18 protein-coding genes are annotated in these 21,546 nt (G+C 35.7%); 11 read left to right on the forward strand and 7 right to left on the reverse strand.

Features of this window, described 5'->3' with window-relative positions; all coding sequences use genetic code 11:
- Positions 1-49: 49 nt before the first annotated feature.
- Positions 50-712 carry a thiaminase II gene (tenA, locus tag RAM17_RS06125; protein WP_110448082.1) on the forward strand — a complete coding sequence of 221 codons (663 nt, stop codon included), beginning with the start codon at positions 50-52 and terminating at the stop codon, positions 710-712.
- Between the two features lie 69 nt (positions 713-781).
- Here the strand turns inward: tenA and asnA are convergent, their stop codons facing one another.
- Positions 782-1,774: an aspartate--ammonia ligase gene (gene asnA, locus RAM17_RS06130; protein ID WP_110448081.1), complete on the reverse strand. Its 993-nt coding sequence runs from the start codon at positions 1,772-1,774 to the stop codon at positions 782-784.
- Positions 1,775-2,076: 302 nt separating this feature from the next.
- Here asnA and RAM17_RS06135 point away from each other — a divergent pair, with 302 nt between their 5' ends.
- Positions 2,077-2,217, forward strand: coding sequence for a hypothetical protein (locus RAM17_RS06135; protein WP_181414677.1), 141 nt, complete (start codon positions 2,077-2,079; stop codon positions 2,215-2,217).
- A 124-nt stretch (positions 2,218-2,341) separates the two neighbouring features.
- On the opposite strand, the gene allD is transcribed toward RAM17_RS06135, so the two are convergent.
- The 5 genes from allD to allC all read right to left on the reverse strand — a co-directional run bounded on the left by allD (position 2,342) and on the right by allC (position 7,800).
- Positions 2,342-3,391: an ureidoglycolate dehydrogenase gene (gene allD, locus RAM17_RS06140; protein ID WP_110448080.1), complete on the reverse strand. Its 1,050-nt coding sequence runs from the start codon at positions 3,389-3,391 to the stop codon at positions 2,342-2,344.
- 51 nt (positions 3,392-3,442) lie between these two features.
- The gene (locus RAM17_RS06145; protein ID WP_110448079.1) at positions 3,443-4,345 is read right to left on the reverse strand and encodes a carbamate kinase; all 903 of its coding nucleotides are present in this window, start codon (positions 4,343-4,345) and stop codon (positions 3,443-3,445) included.
- A 40-nt stretch (positions 4,346-4,385) separates the two neighbouring features.
- Positions 4,386-5,165, reverse strand: coding sequence for a (S)-ureidoglycine aminohydrolase (allE, locus tag RAM17_RS06150; protein WP_110448078.1), 780 nt, complete (start codon positions 5,163-5,165; stop codon positions 4,386-4,388).
- A 151-nt stretch (positions 5,166-5,316) separates the two neighbouring features.
- The gene (locus RAM17_RS06155; RefSeq protein ID WP_110448077.1) at positions 5,317-6,561 is read right to left on the reverse strand and encodes an MFS transporter; all 1,245 of its coding nucleotides are present in this window, start codon (positions 6,559-6,561) and stop codon (positions 5,317-5,319) included.
- A gap of 12 nt (positions 6,562-6,573) precedes the next feature.
- Positions 6,574-7,800 (reverse strand): allantoate deiminase, encoded by a 1,227-nt coding sequence (allC, locus tag RAM17_RS06160; protein ID WP_110448076.1) that lies wholly within the window; start codon positions 7,798-7,800, stop codon positions 6,574-6,576.
- Positions 7,801-8,213: 413 nt separating this feature from the next.
- On the opposite strand from allC, the gene RAM17_RS06165 reads away from it, so the two are divergent.
- From RAM17_RS06165 to RAM17_RS06200, 8 genes are all read left to right on the forward strand, one after another.
- Positions 8,214-9,881, forward strand: a complete 1,668-nt coding sequence (locus tag RAM17_RS06165) for an acyl-CoA synthetase FdrA (protein WP_110448075.1) — start codon at positions 8,214-8,216, stop codon at positions 9,879-9,881.
- Between the two features lie 11 nt (positions 9,882-9,892).
- Positions 9,893-11,152 (forward strand): DUF1116 domain-containing protein, encoded by a 1,260-nt coding sequence (locus tag RAM17_RS06170; protein WP_086363310.1) that lies wholly within the window; start codon positions 9,893-9,895, stop codon positions 11,150-11,152.
- A 3-nt stretch (positions 11,153-11,155) separates the two neighbouring features.
- Positions 11,156-12,109, forward strand: coding sequence for a DUF2877 domain-containing protein (locus RAM17_RS06175; RefSeq protein WP_110448074.1), 954 nt, complete (start codon positions 11,156-11,158; stop codon positions 12,107-12,109).
- A gap of 3 nt (positions 12,110-12,112) precedes the next feature.
- Complete coding sequence (gene allS, locus RAM17_RS06180; RefSeq protein WP_110448073.1) at positions 12,113-13,036, forward strand: HTH-type transcriptional activator AllS; 924 nt, start codon at positions 12,113-12,115, stop codon at positions 13,034-13,036.
- 57 nt (positions 13,037-13,093) lie between these two features.
- Positions 13,094-14,326, forward strand: a complete 1,233-nt coding sequence (locus tag RAM17_RS06185) for a pyridoxal-phosphate-dependent aminotransferase family protein (RefSeq protein WP_110448072.1) — start codon at positions 13,094-13,096, stop codon at positions 14,324-14,326.
- Between the two features lie 201 nt (positions 14,327-14,527).
- Entirely contained in the window at positions 14,528-15,811 is a 1,284-nt protein-coding gene (locus RAM17_RS06190) for an MFS transporter (RefSeq protein ID WP_110448071.1), read from the forward strand.
- A gap of 1,443 nt (positions 15,812-17,254) precedes the next feature.
- Positions 17,255-17,383: a hypothetical protein gene (locus tag RAM17_RS06195; protein ID WP_255547753.1), complete on the forward strand. Its 129-nt coding sequence runs from the start codon at positions 17,255-17,257 to the stop codon at positions 17,381-17,383.
- 263 nt (positions 17,384-17,646) lie between these two features.
- Positions 17,647-17,775, forward strand: coding sequence for a hypothetical protein (locus tag RAM17_RS06200; RefSeq protein WP_258334366.1), 129 nt, complete (start codon positions 17,647-17,649; stop codon positions 17,773-17,775).
- 253 nt (positions 17,776-18,028) lie between these two features.
- On the opposite strand, the gene RAM17_RS12665 is transcribed toward RAM17_RS06200, so the two are convergent.
- A complete protein-coding gene (locus RAM17_RS12665; RefSeq protein ID WP_444848746.1) occupies positions 18,029-18,325 on the reverse strand; it encodes a hypothetical protein in 297 nt (98 codons plus the stop codon).
- A 105-nt stretch (positions 18,326-18,430) separates the two neighbouring features.
- Between RAM17_RS12665 and RAM17_RS06205 the strand changes: the two genes are divergently transcribed.
- A complete protein-coding gene (locus tag RAM17_RS06205) occupies positions 18,431-20,278 on the forward strand; it encodes a hypothetical protein (protein ID WP_306239634.1) in 1,848 nt (615 codons plus the stop codon).
- Positions 20,279-21,546 lie beyond the last annotated feature (1,268 nt).

Raw genomic sequence — 21,546 nt, forward strand, 5'->3', positions numbered from 1 at the left:
CAAGTCTGTTGTACTCCTTAATTACTAATTTTTATAAAAAGGAGTCGTCATGTCGTCATTTTATTCACTTATTGAATCATGCCAAAGTGATTGGGATAACTATATTCAACATGAGTTTATTCAACAATTAGGTAAAGGTACATTAGATATTGCCTGCTTTCAACACTACTTAAAACAAGATTATCTTTTCCTTATCAATTTTTCCCGAGCATGGGGATTAGCAGTGTATAAAAGTCATGATCTGGTTGAAATCAAACAATCTTTAAATAGCTTGAAAGCAATTGTTGAAGTTGAACTAGACTTACATATTGAATATTGTAAAAAGTGGCAAATAACTGAGAACGAACTTAACCTATTAACTGAAGCCAAAGCAAATAGTGAATATACGGGTTATGTATTGGATGTCGGATTACATGGGGATATATTAGATTTGCATATTGTATTAGCGCCTTGTTTAATTGGTTACGGTATGATTGCTGATTGGCTAACCAAACAACATTGGTATGATGCTAACAACAATAGATATAACAGTTGGGTTAACATGTATGCAAGTAAGGAATTCCAACAAACAATGCAAAATGAAATTGCGTTGATTGATCAGCGCTTAGTAAATTTGGATGCTAGTCATATTGAACATTTAACAAAATTATTCAGGCAAGCAACTAAACTTGAAACTGGTTTCTGGCAAATGGGATTAGATAAAAGTATTTAAATAATAAGCATACTTTACCACTCTGGGTAAAGTATGCTGAATTTGAACTATATTTAAACAATGTTTAAACTAAAGTAGTTTTGAATAATCTCGTTTGGTGGCATCGTCCCAAACGCTTGCTTGTACTTGGCCAATATGTTGTTGCTGTAAAAGTAACATGGTTAATCGTGATTGGCCAATTCCACCACCAATTGTTTGTAAAAAATCACCATTAGCTAATGCTTTATGCCACGCATATTGGAGGCGATCTTCATTATTCGTCAGTTTTAATTGTCGTTTTAAGGTTTCTGGATCGACACGGATTCCCATAGACGAGATTTCAAAACCACTATTTAAAACAGGATTCCAAACTAAAATGTCACCATTTAAGCCTTTTGAACCCATTTCATTATCACTACTCCAATCATCATAATCAGGAGCACGTACATCATGTTTTTCGTTATTTGATAATTCACCACCAATACCAATTAAAAATACGGCGCCTAACTCTTTGGTAATTGCATTTTCACGCTCTTTCGGTGATAAATTTGGATAACGTTTTAACAGTTGTTCACTATCCATAAAGGTAATTGTTTCGGGTAAAAAACGTGATAGATGATATTTTTCAGAGACTGCTTTTTCAGTCGCTTTAATTGCACTATAAATTTTTTCAACCGTTTGTTTTAAATAAGCTAAATTGCGATCTTCGGGACGAATCACTTTTTCCCAATCCCATTGATCAACATAAACAGAGTGAATAGGCGAAAGTTTATCTTCATCTGGGCGCAGAGCTTTCATATTTGTATAAATGCCTTCACCAACAGGAAAATTGTGCTGACTTAACGTTTTACGTTTCCATTTAGCTAGTGAATGAACAACTTCGAATTGTGCATTAGGAATACTTTTAATATTAACTTGAACGGCTTTTTCGGTACCTGACAAATTATCTTGAACGCCATCACCAATTTGACTCAATATTGGTGCTTGAACTTCAATTAATGATAGATTATTTGCTAATTGCTCGGCAAAAAATTGTTTAACAAAATTGATTCGTTGTTGCTGCTCTTTAAATGATATTGTCATGTTTAGTCTCGAAATATAAAAAAATTTGTGTTGTTAAATTAAACTAGAAAGCAGAAATATGCAAGTTTAGTTAACTGGCTTAAACTAAAGATCAAAAACTATCTCAATTACTTCTAAAATATATTTTTACTAATAACTATTTATGATGTTTTTACAAACTAATTATCTTTTATCTATTGCTAATAATTAGTGTCAGGACCACTTAGTTATTAAATCAGCTCACACTAAACATAAAAGTTTATTGTTTGCCAATCAGTTTGGTGAGTTTTATTTAGCGACCTTAGCAACGAGCTGACAACTGAGTGAGGTTAGCATGGCAAACAGGGAAGTTTGACAAGGCTGTGTTTTGTCAGGAACAAATCACAGCCGGTGCGTTAAGAGCGAACGAAGGCGGAAGGCAGTCACATCGTGACCACTTGCGAGGTCGCCGCGGGAGATGGTAAAGCGGGTTGCGCCAACCCGCTTTGCTCGGACGTAATCGCCGTATAGAACTAGCTACCAAACAACAAAACGTCCGAAACTCACCGAATAAAAAAATTTGAGGAGAGGGGGTTTTTAACCTCGATACTATTCCGCAAATTTATTTTTATGATCATATCGATTATAGTGAATATCATCGCTAATTAAATAGTTATAAATATCATCAACAATTTTTATACCATTTTTTTGATAATCGGCTTCACGTTTTTTGCTTCGTTCTCCCGGGAAGAAAACTTCACTATTACCTTTGGCTGGTTTAGTTTGTTTTAGTTGGTCTAGCATAGTAGACATACATTGTTTAAATATATCAAGGCCAATAAAATATTCAGGATTGATAACAATATGCAGATGGCCAAGGTCACGCCCTTTGGATAAATCAGCATACATGGATGAAACATTTTTACCAAATGGTAAGCCAAGTAATATGCCAGAAAGTACATCAACCATCATCATTAATCCATAACCTTTAGCATCGGCAATCGGTAATAGTGCATTTACTTTATATGGATCAGTAGTAGGCTCACCTAATTCATCAACCGCCCATGTAGCTGGAATTTGGGCACCTTTGGATCTAGCATATAATACTTTTCCCCAAGCTTGAACTGTGGTTGCCATATCGAATGAGACAATTCGCTCGTTATTGGTGGGAGCAGCAAATGCAATAGGATTGGTACCAAAAAATTCTTCAGCGCCACCATATGGAACTGCCATTGGATCAGATTGGCACATGGATATGGCGACTAAGTTTTGTTTGGCTGCCATCTCGGTAAAATAGCACAGTGAACCACTGTGTGACATTCGACGAATCCCAACTACTGCAACACCATTTTTCTTCGCCATTGCTATCGCTTTGTCCATACCGACCTTAGCAGCAACTAATCCACAACCATTATCAAAATCTAAGATTGCTGACGATGGGCCAGTTTCTTTATAAGTGACATTAGGATAGGGAGTCATGCCACCTTTGGCAATCCGTTCCGCGTAATATTCAACTCGTACGGCGCCGTGCGAGTGAATACCTCTGGCATCGGCAAATGCCAGTGTATCAGCGGCGATATCGGCATGCTCTTGAGTTAATCCAGCTTTATGTAACTTTTTGGCAATCAAGTTATGTAGTGTTTGTCTGTCTAATCTCATATTAAACTCCTGTCCAAGCTATCTATCCGTTACTGCTGAGTTTTATAGGTGCTATTGGCTGATAATGGTACCTTTGGTTTTTGCTAATAGCGATTCAATATCGGTTAAATTACCGATATAAGCGGTGTTACCTGTTTGCTCAACAAATTCAATCACTGATTTTATTTTGGGTCCCATGGCGCCATCATCAATAGCCATTGGTTGTATACGTTTGGTATCGACTTTACCTAAAGCGGTTTGTTGTGGCGTACCCCAATTTTCATACACTGCATCTGTATCGGTTAATATCATTAGATGGTCAGCTTTTAATTCAATAGCGAGCTGTGCGGCACTATGATCTTTGTCAATGACAGCTTCAACACCTTTATAACCAGTATTATCTTTTATTACAGGTATACCACCACCACCGTTACAGATAACGATAGTATTCTGGCTTAGCAATTCTTTAATAGTATCAAGCTCGATTATTTTTTTCGGTTTTGGCGATGCCACAACTCGACGAATATATTTACCATCTTGCTTGAATTGCCAACCATATTGATTTTGTAGATTCTGTTGTTCTTCTGGTTTATATACAGGACCAATATATTTGGTTGGATCTTTAAATGACGGATCGTTATTGTCGACCTCAACTTGGGTTAATACGCAGGCGACTTGGTTGATATTTTCATATTGTTGTAAGCTGCGTTGTATCATATAACCTAACATGCCTTGGGTTTGTGCAACTAGGACATCGAGAGGATAGGCTGGCACGCTTGGATAACTGGCATTTTGTAAGGCAAGTAGTCCTACTTGGGGGCCATTGCCATGGACAATTACCAGTCGATATTTATTGGCTAATTTTGCAATAAATTTGGTGGTGCTGTTGATATTTTGATATTGGTTATCAATAGAAAGTAATTCGTTTCGTTTTGAAATTGCATTACCACCTAGTGCAATAACTATCAGTTCCATATGCTGTCCTTTGAGATATTTAGCTAATATAGTTTATTGTTTAGATATTTACATCGCGATGACAATCTTTGGAATAGATATAACTCAAAGGTTGTTGGCCTACCGCATAACAAGCTTGCAATGCATAAGCACCCATAAAGATATAATCATCCTTTTTTACTGGAATCCATTGATTATCAAGTAGGTACATTCCTTCACCGTTGAGTAGGTAGGCGCCATGCTCTTGTACATGAGTCTCAATATAGCCATGGCTGGCACCGGGTAAAAAGGTGAGAATGTGAAAGTTCATATCAAAACCGAGCTCTTTAGGCAGTAGGTCTTGAATAAATACGTTATTCATATTTTCATAATTAACACGTTCTAATTGCTCAACATGATTGACAATAACTCGTGTTTGGTAACCTAAAATAGGATTGTAGCGACGCTTATATAAAAATAAGCGTGATGAAGAAACTAAATTTTGTAAGTAAAGTTTAACGCCAGCAGGGCAATAGATATATCCGCCAGCATGGAGATCATATGATTGTTCATTTGCTTTAACCTTGACTTCACCTTCAATCACATAAGCAAATACCTCAATACCATCATCACCAAATCCTTGTAAGTTATGACCACCTTGATACATGGTAACCAGATAATCAACAAACGAAGCGCCTAATTTAGGGGTAGCTAAGATAGTTATGTCACAATTTTCAAAACCAGGAATAATATTTTTAACTAAACCATCTGGAGGAATTAAAGCGAAGTTTTGACGTTTGATAACTGCGCGTGATGCTAATAGGTCTTTTGGGTAACCGGTATTATTATTGATATATCCCATAATGATCTCCTTGGAACATATAATGTTCGGTCTGCTATGGTTTTTAGGTGCAACGAGCGTGAACCTAAAAGCATAACTTGGTGTACTAATTTTTAATTGGTCGACCATTTACTCGGGCTATAGATCGATAAATAGTCGACATTTTGCGCAATCAGTAAGTTATATGTTTACGCAAATTAATTAAAAAGAATAACGCCGTTGCAATGATTAATATTGCTATAGCAACGTAAAAACCAGTAATTTTGGTACCGGTTATATCCGCTAGTAAGCCTGTCAACGGTGGTGCAATAACGGATGAACTCATACCAAAAAAGTTAAATACACCAAATGCAGTGCCATAACTGTTTTTTGGGGCAATGTCAGCAACGTGAGAAATTAAAATCGGTTCAACTACAAATTTGCCAAACAATCCATATAAGATTAAGCCGATTAGCAACAATGTGATGGTAGCTGATTGGACTGCCATTAACAGTGTTAACGCTGAAAGCAGCTCTAATACGATAATAAACATCAGTCGTTTAGATCTAAATTTATCAGAAATTTTGCTGATAACTAATGCACCAGGAATAGCAGCAAAGGCAACCAATGAGGATGCTGAACCAACACTACCGCCGGAAAAACCCCGTTCAGTTTCAAGAAAGTTGGGTAACCAACTTACTACCATGTAATAGCCATAACAAGTGGCAAAGTACATGATATAACAAGCAACCATTGGGCTTGTAAAAAAGCTGTGTTTCTGTTTTGTTGTCGTTTCGGTTACGGTTTTATGTTTTTGCTGTTTGTTGCGTGCTATAACTGTTTTAATCGATGGCTCTTTAATGATTATGGCAAATCCAGCTATTAAAGCGAGAGTTAATGCTGCAATAATGAAGAGCATATATTGCCATGGCATATCTAATGATTTAACTAAAAAGCTGGTGGATAGTAAACAAATCCCCATACCTAATGCTGCACCAGTATTGATAATTGCCGAGGCAAAGCTACGATGTTCAGCAGGAATATTTTCTGCTGATAGTGACCATGCAGAACCATAATAAGAACCACAACCTAAACCAGCAAGTAAGCTGCCGATATAAATCATCATCATCGAATGAGCATTACCAATTATTGCCGCTGCAATAGTGAACAAAATAAAGCCTGGTATAACCACGGCTTTTTTACCATATTTATCGACTAAGATCCCTGCTGGGATTTGCATCAGGGTATAAGAAAAAAAGTAACAACTAGCAATTAAACCTAGTTCAGTATTTGATTGTGGACCTACAGTTTGTTGAATTTCCGGAAAAAGCGCCGCTAAAACAGGGCGATATATCCACATTACTAACCAACCAAGGAATAATAAAGCAACGATTTTATGCCAGTACTGAATGCCACCTTTTGTTTCTATTGTTGTCATTTTACTTCCTTATTATTCCTGATAAGCCAATTGGTAAAGCGCATAGGTTAATGCTTTTATGCCTTCTACTAAGTCTTCAGTTTTAGTATCTTCTGCTGGATTGTGGCTTATACCTTTGATACTTGGAACAAATAACATGGCGGTAGGTACTCGTGGTGCAAAAATCTGTGAGTCGTGACCAGCACCGCTGTGCATAACACGATAGCTAAGGTTTTCTTGTTGACAGATATCTTTCAACATTTTGATTAATTGATCATCCATTGGGATTGGCAATTCATCCATCCAACGATTTATTTCGATCTCAAGACCGAGTTGTTTAGCGATACCGAGCATATCGGCTTCCAATTCTTCAGTGAATTTTTTAAGTTCAGCTTGATCAGTATGACGACAGTCTATCGTAAACATCACTTCACCAGGCACCACATTAACTACATTGGGTTTAGGATCAACATGACCAAAGGTTAATACTAATGGATCGCCTATCTTGATCGCTTTATTGATAGATTCGTGGCAAATTCGGCTAAAGGTATAGATAGCATCTTTACGGTAACTCATTGGTGTGGTGCCTGCATGATTGGCTTCACCAACTAGGCGAACATTATAACGGCGTTGGCCTACGATGCTGGTAACAACACCAATGCTTTTTTGTTCTCTTTCAAGCACACCACCTTGTTCGATATGAAGTTCTAAAAAGGCTTTGATATCAGTTCGTGCTTTTTGGCTGTTAAATTTAAAACCACAGCTGCTCATAGCATCAACAAACTTGATTCCATTATTATCTTGAATTGTGGCTACATCGTCATTGTTCGCTATGGCAAAGACGTTTTTACTTCCCCAAAAGACATAAGGAAAACGGCTACCTTCTTCTTCGGCCATTGAGATAAGTTCTAAACTGCGTAATGGTTGGCCATAGTTTTCTTTTAAATATTTCATGGCAAGCATAGCTGCAATAATGCCTAATTGTCCGTCAAGTTTTCCGCCATTTACGACCGTATCAACATGGGAACCAGACATAATCACCTGTTCTTTATATTTGCTACCTTCAAATCGGCCATATAAGTTTCCTACATCATCAAAATAGGTATCCATGCCGATTTGCGTAAGTTTTTCTTTAAGCGCATTTTGGGCAGCCAGCCACTCAGTAGTATAAAGTAATCGTGTTGAGCCACCTTGTTCTAAACCACCAAAACTGGATATCCATTTAACTGCATCAGCAACATCATCATATAAAATATTCATTAATATTTACCTATTTTTTAAAACTCGCCATCCATTATTAACATCAATCATGATTAATATTAACTACACATATCGTATTGTTTCGATACTCAGGAGCATTTTAAACGTTTTTTTATATTTGTTTACCATACTATTAATAGCAAATAATAATGTGATCAAACTAGCTTTTTTATGTTTGTGAAATTTAATTAAATTAATTAGTTACTATTATAAAAAATTTTTTAATAATCTTTTATAATACTGATTTTAAATAATATTATATTTTTGTTATTGTAATTGTTTTGTGATGTATAAACTGCTTATTACTGATTTTTTCCGTAATATATAAATACAATCTCATTGTTAAATTTTTATAATGAGCTTAATGAGGTTCAAAATTAACAGCATTTATCATATTTGAGAGGCCTGTTTTCATGATTCAATCTTTTATAAAAAAGGGAAGCTTTCAAGATTCCGTTAGTTTGATGTTGATATCCAAAAAACTCAGTAATCTTGATGAGGTTGATGAAGTATCTGTCATGATGGGTACTCCTGCCAATAAGTCTTTATTAACCGCAACTGGTTTTTGGAGTGATCATTTTAATGATGCTACACCAAATGATATTTGTGTGGCGATTAAAACCAACGACGATTCTGCCGATGTTGTCGAGTTAATCAGTCAACAACTTGAAGATGCCTTAAAAAATATAGCTCAAGCTCAGCAAGGTGGCGCAAAGCTGCTCAAAGCCAGACGCCTAGCCAGTGCGACAAAAAAATTATCTGATGCCAATTTGGTTTTAATCTCGATAGCGGGTGAATATGCTGCTGAGTTAGCCGATCGTGCTTTAGATGATAATAAAAACGTTATGATCTTTTCTGATAATGTATCAATTGAAGATGAAATCCGTTTAAAAACAAAAGCAGCTGAAAAAGATTTAATTGTCATGGGGCCAGATTGTGGGACTGCATTTATTGCTGGTGCGCCATTGGCGTTTTCCAATGTTATTCCAAAAGGAAACATTGGGGTAATCGGTGCATCTGGCACCGGTATTCAAGAGGTGGTTTCGCAAATCGCTTTATTAAATCAGGGAATTGCCCAAGCCATTGGCCTAGGAGGACGAGATTTATCCCTAGAAGTTGGAGGAATTAGTGCACTCACTGCCTTAAAAATGTTAGCGGCTGATCCCGAAACTCAAGTCATTACCTTTATCTCGAAACCGCCTGCGGAAAGTGTTAGGGAAAAAGTTATTTCGGCTATGAAGTTAATTGATAAACCTGTAGTAGCACTATTTTTGGGCTCTAAAATTGATAAACCTAAAGATGATAATATCTATTTTGCCAGAACATTAGATGAAGCTGCTCGATTAGCCTGTTTATTAAGCCCAGTCGAAGCAATAGCAAGTAATTTACCTAATTTAGCTAACAAAACTATTACAGGATTGTATACTGGCGGAACGTTAGCCTCAGAAGCAGCAATGCTGTTGGCAGAGGAACTGAATCTAACAACAAGTCATCATCATGATAAAGGGGTTATGTTAGAGCAAAATGGACATAAAATTATCGATTTAGGTGATGATTTCTATACAGTAGGTAAACCTCATCCGATGATCGATCCTTCAATCCGCGAAGATGAAATCGCTCAACTCGGCAATAAACCTGATGTTGGTGTATTACTTATTGATTTAGTAATCGGTTATGGTGCAAATGCTGATCCTGCCGAATCAGTGATTTCTGGTTATCAAAAAGCTTGCGCTAAACGTGATGATAATCATCCATTAATTGCTATCGCAACTGTGACTGGTTCTGAACAAGATCCTCAGTGCCGTAGTAAGCAAATTGAAGCATTAAAATCAGCAAATATTGTTGTGATGAATAATTTACCCGAAGCTATCTTGCTAGCTAAAAAACTCATTACAACAAATAAATCTGCCAATTTAGTTAAACCTTATCCTTTATTAAGTCATATTAGTGTTATTAATGCTGGTTTAAGAGGTTTTGCTGAAGATCTTCAGGCATCGAATATTCCTGTTGTGCATTATCAATGGGCGCCAATAGCCGGCGGCAATAAAAGATTAGCGGCTATTTTGCAAAAATTAAATTAAGAGGTTTTGATATGTTAAGTACCGCAATAAATGAAGCAAACCAAAAAATTATTGAACGAATTAAAGCGGCTAGACCACATTGGGTCGGTGTTATTGCTGCTAAAGAAGCCGTACCAACATTGGCGCAAGGTAAAAAATTATTACATGCTGGTCCTCCAATTGTTTGGCATGATATGACTGGACCAATGCAAGGTGCCTGTATTGGTGCATGCTTGTTTGAAGGTTGGGCACAAGATGAAAAGCAAGCTTTGCATCTGTTAGAATCTGGACAAGTAGAATTTATTCCATGTCACTCAGTCAATGCCGTTGGTCCAATGGGGGGGATAACCTCAGCCAATATGCCAATGATTGTTGTTGAAAATGTTACTCATGGTAATCGAGCTTACTGCAATTTAAATGAGGGCATTGGTAAAGTAATGCGTTTTGGTGCTTATGGACAAGAAGTTTTAGACCGTCATCGTTGGATGAAAGAGTCATTAGGGCCAGCATTAAATGAAGCATTAAAACTATTTGATAATGGTATCGATTTAACGGCTCTTATGGCGCAAGCCATAACCATGGGTGATGAATTCCATCAACGTAATATTGCTGCTTCAGCATTGTTGTTACGAACGCTTTCACCAAAATTAATTTTACTTGACCGTAGTAAAGCAGAAATGGAAAAAATCTTCAGCTTTTTAAGTGTGACAGATCAGTTCTTTTTAAATGTTGCTATGGCATTTTGTAAGTCCATTATGGATAGTGCAGCGCAAATCAAAGAAGGTACCATTGTTACTGCAATGACTCGTAATGGCAAAGAGTTTGGAATTAAAGTCAGTGGACTTGGTGATCAGTGGTTTACTGCACCAGTTAATACCCCTCAAGGTCTTTTCTTTACTGGGTATTCCCAACAAGATGCTAACCCAGATATTGGTGATAGTGCTATCACTGAAACCTTTGGTATTGGTGGCGCCGCCATGGTTGCCGCACCAGGCGTAACTCGTTTTGTTGGTGCAGGTGGCACAGATGTTGCTTATGAAGTATCAGAAGAGATGAGTGAAATTTATTTAGAACATAATATGCTATTCCAAATTCCAACTTGGAATTTCCAAGGCTGTTGTTTAGGTTTAGATCTTCGTTTGGTGGTCGAAACCGGTATTACACCATTAATTAATACTGGTATAGCTCATAAACAAGCAGGTGTGGGCCAAATCGGTGCAGGAACGGTAAGAGCACCATTAGCATGTTTTGAAAAAGCACTCGAAGCATTAGCTGAAAAATTAGAAGTGTAGATTATGAAATTGATATATGCAGATGATGAATGCTTAAATAAACCGATTAACCGATCTCAGTTAAGTACAAATGTTGTTGATTATTGTCAACAGCGTGGTCTATTTATAGCTCAATCATCGCATATCATCAAACCATTATTAATTAGTGCCGATATTCCAATAAAAGAGGGCGAATTATCGCTATTTAGCTGTTATCAACATACCATTAATTTAATTACAGCAAATCGGCAATTAATCACATTACATCGCTTTAACAGTGGTTTATCACCAATGGGTGTAGTGTTTAAATCGTCTGATTTTGATTTCCTTATGTCGCTATTATTGGATAATAATAAGATATCGCTTTATCAATTGTCGACTGGTGACTTGCAAATCGGCATGTTTCTCATTTCCTTTGATACACATGTTTGCCAGCTTAATTCAAAAAAGTATTCACTAAATAACATGAGTAAATTGCAAGTTGCTAATCAGTTAAAGCAAATTCACAATCCTACGGGATTATTTGGCCAATTAAGCAATAATGTAAATGGTCATTATCCACAGCAATTAAATCAGTTATGCAATATTATGATGAATTTAATGAATGGCAATGTTGATGATATCTCGCCATTTATTGGTTTAGGTCCCGGTTTAACACCAAGCTTTGATGACATTATTGTTGGTATTTTAGCTGTCACCTCAAGTGATCCTTGTTTTGTAGATCGAATGCAACGATTTAAAACAGCCTTTGCAAAGTTATCATTAGATTTATTAACTACAACAGTTAGTGTTGCCTTCTTAAATTATGCATTACAAGGCAAATTTTCGTTACTGGTATTACAAGTCATTAACTCATTTGTAAAAGGTCACTATCATCATTCATCGATAAAAAACTTAATGAATTATGGCCACACCTCTGGATCAGATCTTTTACTTGGTATATGGTTAGGTATTGATCGTTTTGTTTTAAGGGATTAAATCATGTTAGATACAGAAACCATGCGAACCTTTATCAAAGTAGTAGAAAGTAATAGCTTTTCAAAAGCCGCAAAACTACTTTACAAAACACCTGCCGCAATTAGTTATCGCATTAAATCATTGGAAGCCGATCTCAATACCCAACTTTTTGAACGAACCACTCGAACCGTGACACTTACATTAGCAGGGCAACACCTTTATGAACAGTGTAGCCAATGGTTGCTTTGGTTATCGACTATGCCCGATGAGCTTCAACAAATCCGTGATGGTGTTGAACGTAAAATTAACATTACTATCAATAATTTATTGTATGATGTTGAAGCTGTTGCCGATTTATTGGCTTTTCTGAAAGAAAAGTTTCCTTTTACCCATTTTAATGTGAATCGACAAGTGTATATGGGGGTATGGGACTCGTTATTGCATGGTGAATGCCATTTAGCCATCGGTGCAACAGGTACTGAATCGCTTGATACTATGATAAATATACTTCCGCTTGGTGAAGTTAGTTGGGTATTCGTTGCGGCAAAACATCATCCTATTTCTCAAATTGAGGGGGCGTTATCGAATGAAACATTACGCAAATACCCAGCAATTAATGTTGAAGATACATCTGTTCATATGAATAAACGAGTGGCATGGTTATTACCAAGTCAATCAGAGATTATTGTTCCCAATATTTCAACCAAGTTGGCTTGCCACTTAAGGGGACTTGGGATCGGTTTCTTGCCAAAATCAATCTGTCAATCTTATTTGGATTCAGGTGAATTGATTGCTTGCCGAGTTATTAATGAACGTAAACCATCACCATTGTCCTTAGCATGGAAAAAAACGCATATGGGTAAAGTGATGAATGAAATTGTAAATCTATTTAGATTTCATCATCCCATTGCCAATAATTTTTTAAAAAATATAGATAAAAGAAGATGAATTACCAATTAGTGTGATCATTAACTAATTAACTCGATATTAATAAAGGAAAAAATAATGTTAGATCTAAATAAATATGATCAAATTAATCCGCCTTCTCGGCTATTAATGGGTCCCGGTCCAATTAATGCAGATCCTCGTGTAACTAGAGCGATGGCTGCCCCTTTAATTGGTCAATTTGACCCGATTATGACTGATTATATGAATCAAACCATGTCACTTTATCGGGATATTTTCAAAACCAAAAATGAACAAACTTTTGTTATCGATGGAACAGCAAGGGCAGGTATTGAAGCAGTATTAGTATCAACGATTAAACCAGGTGATAAAGTCTTAATACCCGTGTTTGGTCGCTTTGGTTTATTACTATGTGAAATTGCTCATCGTTGTCGTGCTGATGTTCATACTATTGAAGTGCCATGGGGCGAAGTTTTTGATCCTAATGTTATCGAAGATGCGATTAAAAAAGTTAAACCAAAATTACTGCTTTGTGTTCAGGGTGATACTTCAACAACATTGTTACAACCATTAGATAATATTGGTGAAATTTGCCGTAGACATGGCGTATTATCTTATGTTGATGCTACAGCTTCAATTGTTGGTAACCCGCTTGAAGTTGATAAATGGCAACTTGATGGTGTTTCAGTCAGTTTACAAAAATGTTTAAGTGGGCCTCCAGGTGTTGCTCCTCTCACATTAAGTCCGAAAATGGTCGAAATCATCCAAGCACGTAAATGTGTTGAATTAGGTATAAGATCTGATAATGACACCAGTGGCAATGATGAGATGATCTATTCTAACTATTTCGATATCGATATGATTATTCGTTATTGGGGATCTGAGCGTATTAATCATCACACCGAAGCCACATCAATGCTTTATGCAGCACGAGAATGTGCTCGAATCGTGTTACAAGAAGGTTTAGATAATGTTATTGAGCGTCACCGTATCAATGGTGCAGCGATGGTTGCAGGTTTACAAGCAATGGGGATGAGCTTATTCGGTGATTTATCTCATAAGATGAATAATGTTGTTGGTGTTTTACGACCTGATCATATTAATGATCTTGAAGTTCGCAATTTAATGCTCAATGATTTTGGTATTGAAATTGGCGCCTCTTTTGGGCCTCTTAAAGGTAATGTATGGCGTATCGGTACTATGGGATACAATGCAAGAAAATCTTGTGTAATGCAAACCCTTACTGCGTTTGAAGCAGTATTAAATCGTGTTGGCTTTAAAACAACCCAAGGAGCTGGTCTAGAAGCCGCTTGGAATGTCTACAATAAATAAGTAGTAGATATTTGATAATTATAAAAAATTCACTTAAGTGAAATAAATTATATCCATTGGATATTGAGCGTTTGATTTAAATTAATAAATAGTAATCTATTGATTAAATGATAAAAATCAACAATAGATTACTATTGCTACAAATATTAACTTTTGTTTCAAGTTAATCAAGATAACACTATTTAAACAAAAGGAAATTTAATGAATCAGTTACACAATAAAATTTCTAACTCTGGATATAAACAAAAAAAATGGAAAGGACGATATACAATACTATTACTTTTATGGTCAGGTTGGTTACTCTCATTTCTTGACCGAATGGTAATGAATGTATCGCTACCTTTTATCGGTCAAGATCTCGGTATTGACAAAACAGTACAAGGTTCGATTATCAGTGCTTTCTTTGTTGGTTATGCGTTATTTCAAATTCCGGGCGGGTATTTATCAGATAAATTTGGTCCTCGTAAAGTGATGGCTTTTGCCATTGTGTGGTGGTCAATGTTTACTCTGTTTACTGGATTAATTTATGTATTACCTCTGATGTTATTGACTCGATTTTTATTTGGTGCCGGTGAAGGATGTTTCCCCGCATCATCTTGGAAAACAATTGCAACTTATTTTCCAGCTAAAGAACGGGGCAGAGCAACAGCAATTCAATCATCAGTTAATACTTTAGGGCCAGCAATTTCAGTTATTGTTGCTGTGGCTATAATTGAATGGTTGGGTTGGCGTGATGTGTTTATTATATTAAGTATTCCTGGATTCATATTAGGATTATTTATTTATAAATTTATCCGCAACAATCCGACAGAAAATAGTTTGCTTGATGCTAACGAATTGCAAGAGTTGGAAGTTAGCAATAGCCAAGATAACAATAATTCAGTAGTAGATAACAGCTCATCTTCGTTAATAAACGTATTGAAGATGCCAATACTATGGAAGTTATCGCTTATCTGGTTTTTGTTTGATATCACATTTTGGGGCTTCACAACTTGGTTACCAAGTTATTTACTCGAAGCAAGAGGATTATCCCTTTCAAAAACCGGGATTTTAGCGGCAATTCCTTTCCTATTTGGTGCATTAGGCACATTAGTAGGTGGATATTTTGCTGATAAATTTGAACATAAATTAAAATATGTTTATGGCTTAACTGCTTTTATATCTGGCATATTTCTCTTCTTTATGTTCCAAGTTGATAATCTGCAAGCGGCCATTATTTTCCAATGTCTATCAGCACTATTTATGTTTATTGCTTTTGCGATCTTCTGGGGAATGTTAATGCATATGATCCCTCCGGTGATTATGGGTAAAGCTTCAAGCATTGTTAATTTTGGTGGTCAAGTTGCAGGGGTATTATCTCCATTTATCATTGGATTCTTAATCGATAACGCTAACGGTGGTTATAATCATGCATTTATATTTATGGTAATAGCGCTAATTAGTTCGGCAATTTTGACTTTTTTCATCAAAAAAATGAATATTTAAGCATAGAAATAGATTTTCGATCTAACAAATCATAAAAATACTCAAACTAAGTTTGAGTATTTTTTTACTTTGAAAAAATAGTTTATTCTAAAAAAATTTGAGGAACAGGGTTTTTTAAAACTTAAAAATCTCCCCATATTTTCTCCGAAATTGCTTATAAAACTAAAATTAGTTCGCTCTAAATATAAAAGTTTATTTCTAGACAATCAGTTTGGAGTGCTTCATTTAGCGACATGAGCAATGTGCTGACAACTGAGAGAGATTAGCATGGCAAACAGGGATGTTTGGCAAGGCTGTGTTTTGTCAGGAACAAATACAGCCGGTGCGTTAAAAGCGAACGAAGACGGAAGGCAGTCACGCAGTGACCACTTGGTGGTCGCCGCGAGAGTTGGTAAAGAGGGTTCGCGCAAACCCTCTTTACTCGGACGTAAACGCCATATAGAACTAATCACCAAACAACAAAACGTCCGAAACTAAAAGAACTAAAAAAGTTGAGGAACGGGGTTTTTTAAAGCCTAAATCTAGCCACAATTTTACTGAAATTGGCTTTAAAACTAAAATCAGTTCGCTCTAAATATAAAAGTTTATTTCTAGCAAATCAGATTGGAGTGCTTCATTTAGCGACATGAGCAATGTGCTGACAACTGAGAGAGGTTAGCATGGCAAACAGGGATGTTTGGCAAGGTTGTGTTTTGTCAGGAACAAATCACAGCCGGTGCGTTGAGAGCGAACGAAGGCGGAAGGCAGTCACGCAGTGACCATTTGCGTAGTCGCCGCGGGAGTTGGTAAAGAGGGTTCGCGCAAACCCTCTTTACTCGGACGTAAACGCCATATAGAACTAGCTACCAAACAACAAAACGTCCGAAACTAAAAAAACAAAAAAGTTGAGGAGAGGGGTTTTTAAAACCTAAATTTAGCCACAATTTTACTGAAATTGGCTTTAAAACTAAAATCAGTTCGCTCTAAATATAAAAGTTTATTTCTAGCAAATCAGATTGGAGTGCTTCATTTAGCGACATGAGCAATGTGCTGACAATTGTGTAAGCTTAGCATGGCAAACAGGGATGTTTGGCAAGGCTGTGTTTTGTCAGGAACAAATCACAGCCGGTGCGTTAACAGCGAACGCAGGTGGAAGGTAGTAACGTAGTGACCACTTGCATGGTCGCCGCGGGAGTTGGTAAAGAGGGTTCGCGCAAACCCTCTTTACTCGGACGTAAACGCCATATAGAACTAGCTACCAAACAACAAAACGTCCGAAACTAAAAGAACAAAAAAGTTGAGGAACGGGGTTTTTTAAAGCCTAAATCTAGCCACAATTCACCGAAATTGGCTTTAAAACTAAAATCAGTTCGCTCTAAATATAAAAGTTTATTTCTAGACAATCAGATTGGAGTGCTTCATTTAGCGACATTAGCAATGTGCTGACAACAGAGAGAGATTAGCATGGCAAACAGGGATGTTTGGCAAGGCTGTGTTTTGTCAGGAACAAATACAGCCGGTGCGTTAAAAGCGAACGAAGACGGAAGGCAGTCACATCGTGACCACTTGCGTGGTCGCCGCGGGAGTTGGTAAAGAGGGTTCGCGCAAACCCTCTTTACTCGGACGTAATCGGCATATATAACTAGCTACCAAACAACAAAACGTCCGAAACTAAAAGAACTAAAAAAGTTGAGGAACGGGGTTTTTAAAGCCTAAATCTAGCCACAATTTTACTGAAATTGGCTTTAAAACTAAAATCAGTTCGCTCTAAATATAAAAGTTTATTTATAGACAATCAGATTGGAGTGCTTCATTTAGCGACATTAGCAATGTGCTGACAACTGAGAGAGATTAGCATGGCAAACAGGGATGTTTGGCAAGGCTGGTGTTTGTCAGGAACAAATACAGCCGATGCGTTAATAGCGAACGAAGGCGGAAGGCAGTCACGCAGTGACCATTTGCGTAGTCGCCGCGGGAGTTGGTAAAGAGGGTTCACACAAACCCTCATTACTCGGACGTAATCGGCATATAGAACTAGCTACCAAACAACAAAACGTCCGAAACTAAAAGAACCAAAAAATTTGAGGAGAGGGGTTTTTTGAAACTTAAATTTGTACCCATTTCTAACCCTTTTTTTTTGACTTAAAATAAAATGATTAAAAATCAAAACATTAAGAAGTTATTCAAAAAAAGGGTTTTTAATAGTAAAATTAGGCTTTGTCTTTTTGCCAACTGCATTTATAGTATGTTGTGTTCTAGTTCACTACCGTGTAGGTAGTTTAGAAAAACTTGGTCTGACAAATCACTTTTACCATTATGTTCACTACCGTGTAGGTAGTTTAGAAATCGCCTCACCTCGAATACTGGACGTAATACCAGTTCACTACCGTGTAGGTAGTTTAGAAATGATGAATATAGGGTGTTCCATCCAAAATATGGTTCACTACCGTGTAGGTAGTTTAGAAAATAAACAACTCTAGTACAAGATTTAACCCAACGTTCACTACCTTGTAGGTATGACAAAAGTCTTAACAATTATTTACCAATCTGAATTTGCTATAATCACCTAATATATCTATACTTTTTTCTGCAAGGATTGCATATTTTTAGATAAAAATTATAAATTAAAGGATTAAGAGCATGTTGAGATACCCTTATTTAGGCGCTATTTCTAAATTAATTGTTAATACAACATTGACCAGTAAAAAAAATATATTGAGTCACGCCCCTTCAATACAGCAATTATTCATTAATCAGCCAATAAAGCGAAATTCAACGTTTAATAAAACACTACTTAAATATTCATCCTCATTTTGCCAAACAATAGTGAAATTCTTGAAAAAGATGTGTTTATGTTCTATGACTTTTTCAACTATATTTAGCCCTGTATACGCGTTAAGTGCATTTACCACAGAAAGTATAAAAGGTAGTGCACCATATTTAACGCTAGATGATGGTGTTAGTAAAATAACGAGTACAGAAGAGCTACTGGCAATTAAATTACCTAATGGTACTGTGATAACCCCGCAAAATGATGTATCAAGTATAACCAATCCGATCGAGTTACCTGATAAAAAAAATACATATGCCAGTGTACAAACGATTGTTCCATTACCTATATCAGGCAATAATCAGTTTCCTGTAATAAATATGACTGATTTACTTGCTGCACCGTATAATTATTTTGCTGATGATGATGGTGATGGATTTGATGATAGTGATCTTATTACCGCAACCGCAACAGGTGACATTAAGATAAAATGGGAAGCCCGTAATCCTGCCGTAGCAGATATTAATGCTAAAAACGCATTTATAGATATTACATCGAAGGTGAAAAGTCATCCTGATGCCATTCCAGATTTATGTGATGGGATACATAAAATAACCATTAGCGCTAGTGATAGTGAGTTAACTACACCTTATGGTGATCCCAATACAAATCATTTTCAAGAAGGTTCACATAGTTATTATTTAACGCCAAAATTAGATCCAAAAGTGTGTTATGCCCAGCCAAATTTGTATCCTGATAACGCTAGTTTAGCTGGTCGTGATTATGAGATAGATGGCATTTTATGGGATGCCGCACAAATCGAGAGTGACCATGATTATGGTGTTTATCGAGGGTATCCAAGTAAAGGTATTAAGGTATTACGAGCAACCAATAGTGGTAATTATCAAGGTGAAACTTCAATAACTAAAAATAACTTTCCAACGACCGGGTCACATGGATTGTATTTTTATTTACTATTTGGCGGTATAACACCTGAAGCGGTATTAGCTGCCAATGGCAGTACTATACAATCTATAGAGGGGGGAAATGTTAGTTTATCATTAAGTGTAAGTAAAACCACTGAATGGGAGCATGGTGAGCATGGACCCAGTCCATATGGATTGGCTGAACCAGCTATAAAAGTAACATTAGTTGGTCCACGCTATAATTCAGCGGATAAGAGTTTTAGACCTATGACTTTCAGATTATATGCTGATAGTAATAAAAGTACGCTAATTTACGAATTTAAATTAATGCGTTGGTTTATTGCTAATCCTGAGATTTTTTTTAATAAGGAACATGGATTTCCATCATCTGATGAAAATAAAGAAATGTTAAGTTATCAATCTAAGGCAAGGGATTATTGTAAAAGTTTAGGTAGTGGTTATCGATTGCCAGATGTGAATGATTTTACCAATATTAATGGGTATGGAATGTATGCTCGTCGACAATTAAGTTATCAGGAGAATGGAAAATGGATTGGTGGAATTGCCAATGAATGGGGATGTATGCCTATGAGTGAGGATGATAGTGACGCTAGTTGCCCATCTTATAGAAGCACAGACTGGAAGGCATATGATTATTGGACGAATAATGTAGCAACAAATACTGCGCGACCTAAGGATGAAGGAAAACCATTTTTATTTGATCCCGATGGAGTTATCGAGATACTTCAATCTATTTTGTGGCCAATTCGTGCCGCATGTGTTACACCTTAAGTGTTAATTGTGTTAATCCTAAAATATAATAAACGCAAGTTATAGTCACTGTTAGTTTTTGATGTATTTTAACAGTTATTAGAGTATTGGTTTTTTATTAATATATTGCATAAAAAACATAAAAAACCAATATAATATCTAGTATTTAACTAATTGAAATTTTTTTTAAATGGTTCTTTGCAACTATTGTTAAACGTAGTTATGATTTTGTCAGATCATAATTAGGATATAATATAGGGATATAATGGATAATCAAAATCAGTCTTACTTTAAACTGCCTTTATTTTTTACTTTTGCTTGTTATTTCATTTGGTTGATAGTTCCAATGATTAATTTTTTCGATTTTGCCAACATTACTATACGTTATAGATATGATAATATTTTTGTCTATCATATAACATTGGGAAGTCTAACTTATTATTTGTTAGTTTATATGATTGCTTTGTATTTTTTTCAAAAATATCGTATATATGACTTGTCAAAAAATTTGGTAAGAATATGTTTGTTAATTACCGTTTATACCTTAATTAGATATGTTTTTTATATATTAGAACACTATATTTTAAGCAATATAATTTTTCGTTTTTTCGATCATGATTATATTCCCTTATGTCTTAGATTTCTAGAATGGTTTGATATTATATCAATATTAATTATTTTAATTATATTATTTAAAATAATACCTTTTTATTCTTCAGTAATCGAGTTTAATTCTATAGTAATAAAAAGAATTCACATTCAAATATATAGCTTTTTCTTGTCTTATATTTCACTTAAAACTATTTTGCTAAATGTTTATGCAATCAACGAATTATTTGATTCAAGTATTACCGTAATGCTACTATTTGTATTGTTAACCTTTTTAGGATGGGGAATTTTATATAAGCTTTTCAATATAATTCTTATAAATTGTTTTGGAGAATTTGATTCACAAGTTAAATTTAAAAAATTAATATTAACTCTTCTTGGAACAATTTTTTTAAGTGCTTTGATAAGCACTATTATTGTTTTTATAATATTAATGCTTTATATGCCTGCACATCTGAATTTGAAAAATAAAATCCAATTTTATTCTTCTTACTTTTTGTACAGTTTTTCTGGGATAAATTTGTTGTTTTCTTTAATATTTAGTCGATATTTTATAAAGATTTTTTATTCAAAAAGATAGTTGTTTTTTGCTTATTGGATAAAAGAGCAAAGTATTCAATTATTCTAAAAAAGCATACGATTAATTAATTGAGATTTCTAGGTAAATTAATTTAATAATA

The sequence above is a fragment of the Gilliamella apis genome, from assembly GCF_030758615.1.
GTDB lineage: Bacteria > Pseudomonadota > Gammaproteobacteria > Enterobacterales > Orbaceae > Gilliamella > Gilliamella apis_A.

Coding starts and splice junctions, on each gene's coding strand:
- allD (WP_110448080.1), bottom strand. CDS start 3,391: ATGAGATTAGACAGACAAACACTACATAACTTGATTGCCAAAAAGTTA.
- RAM17_RS06190 (WP_110448071.1), top strand. CDS start 14,528: ATGAATCAGTTACACAATAAAATTTCTAACTCTGGATATAAACAAAAA.
- allC (WP_110448076.1), bottom strand. CDS start 7,800: ATGAATATTTTATATGATGATGTTGCTGATGCAGTTAAATGGATATCC.
- RAM17_RS06200 (WP_258334366.1), top strand. CDS start 17,647: ATGGCAAACAGGGATGTTTGGCAAGGCTGGTGTTTGTCAGGAACAAAT.
- RAM17_RS06175 (WP_110448074.1), top strand. CDS start 11,156: ATGAAATTGATATATGCAGATGATGAATGCTTAAATAAACCGATTAAC.
- asnA (WP_110448081.1), bottom strand. CDS start 1,774: ATGACAATATCATTTAAAGAGCAGCAACAACGAATCAATTTTGTTAAA.
- RAM17_RS06195 (WP_255547753.1), top strand. CDS start 17,255: ATGGCAAACAGGGATGTTTGGCAAGGCTGTGTTTTGTCAGGAACAAAT.
- RAM17_RS06185 (WP_110448072.1), top strand. CDS start 13,094: ATGTTAGATCTAAATAAATATGATCAAATTAATCCGCCTTCTCGGCTA.
- allE (WP_110448078.1), bottom strand. CDS start 5,165: ATGGGATATATCAATAATAATACCGGTTACCCAAAAGACCTATTAGCA.
- RAM17_RS06155 (WP_110448077.1), bottom strand. CDS start 6,561: ATGACAACAATAGAAACAAAAGGTGGCATTCAGTACTGGCATAAAATC.
- RAM17_RS06170 (WP_086363310.1), top strand. CDS start 9,893: ATGTTAAGTACCGCAATAAATGAAGCAAACCAAAAAATTATTGAACGA.
- allS (WP_110448073.1), top strand. CDS start 12,113: ATGTTAGATACAGAAACCATGCGAACCTTTATCAAAGTAGTAGAAAGT.
- RAM17_RS06165 (WP_110448075.1), top strand. CDS start 8,214: ATGATTCAATCTTTTATAAAAAAGGGAAGCTTTCAAGATTCCGTTAGT.
- RAM17_RS06145 (WP_110448079.1), bottom strand. CDS start 4,345: ATGGAACTGATAGTTATTGCACTAGGTGGTAATGCAATTTCAAAACGA.
- tenA (WP_110448082.1), top strand. CDS start 50: ATGTCGTCATTTTATTCACTTATTGAATCATGCCAAAGTGATTGGGAT.
- RAM17_RS06205 (WP_306239634.1), top strand. CDS start 18,431: ATGTTGAGATACCCTTATTTAGGCGCTATTTCTAAATTAATTGTTAAT.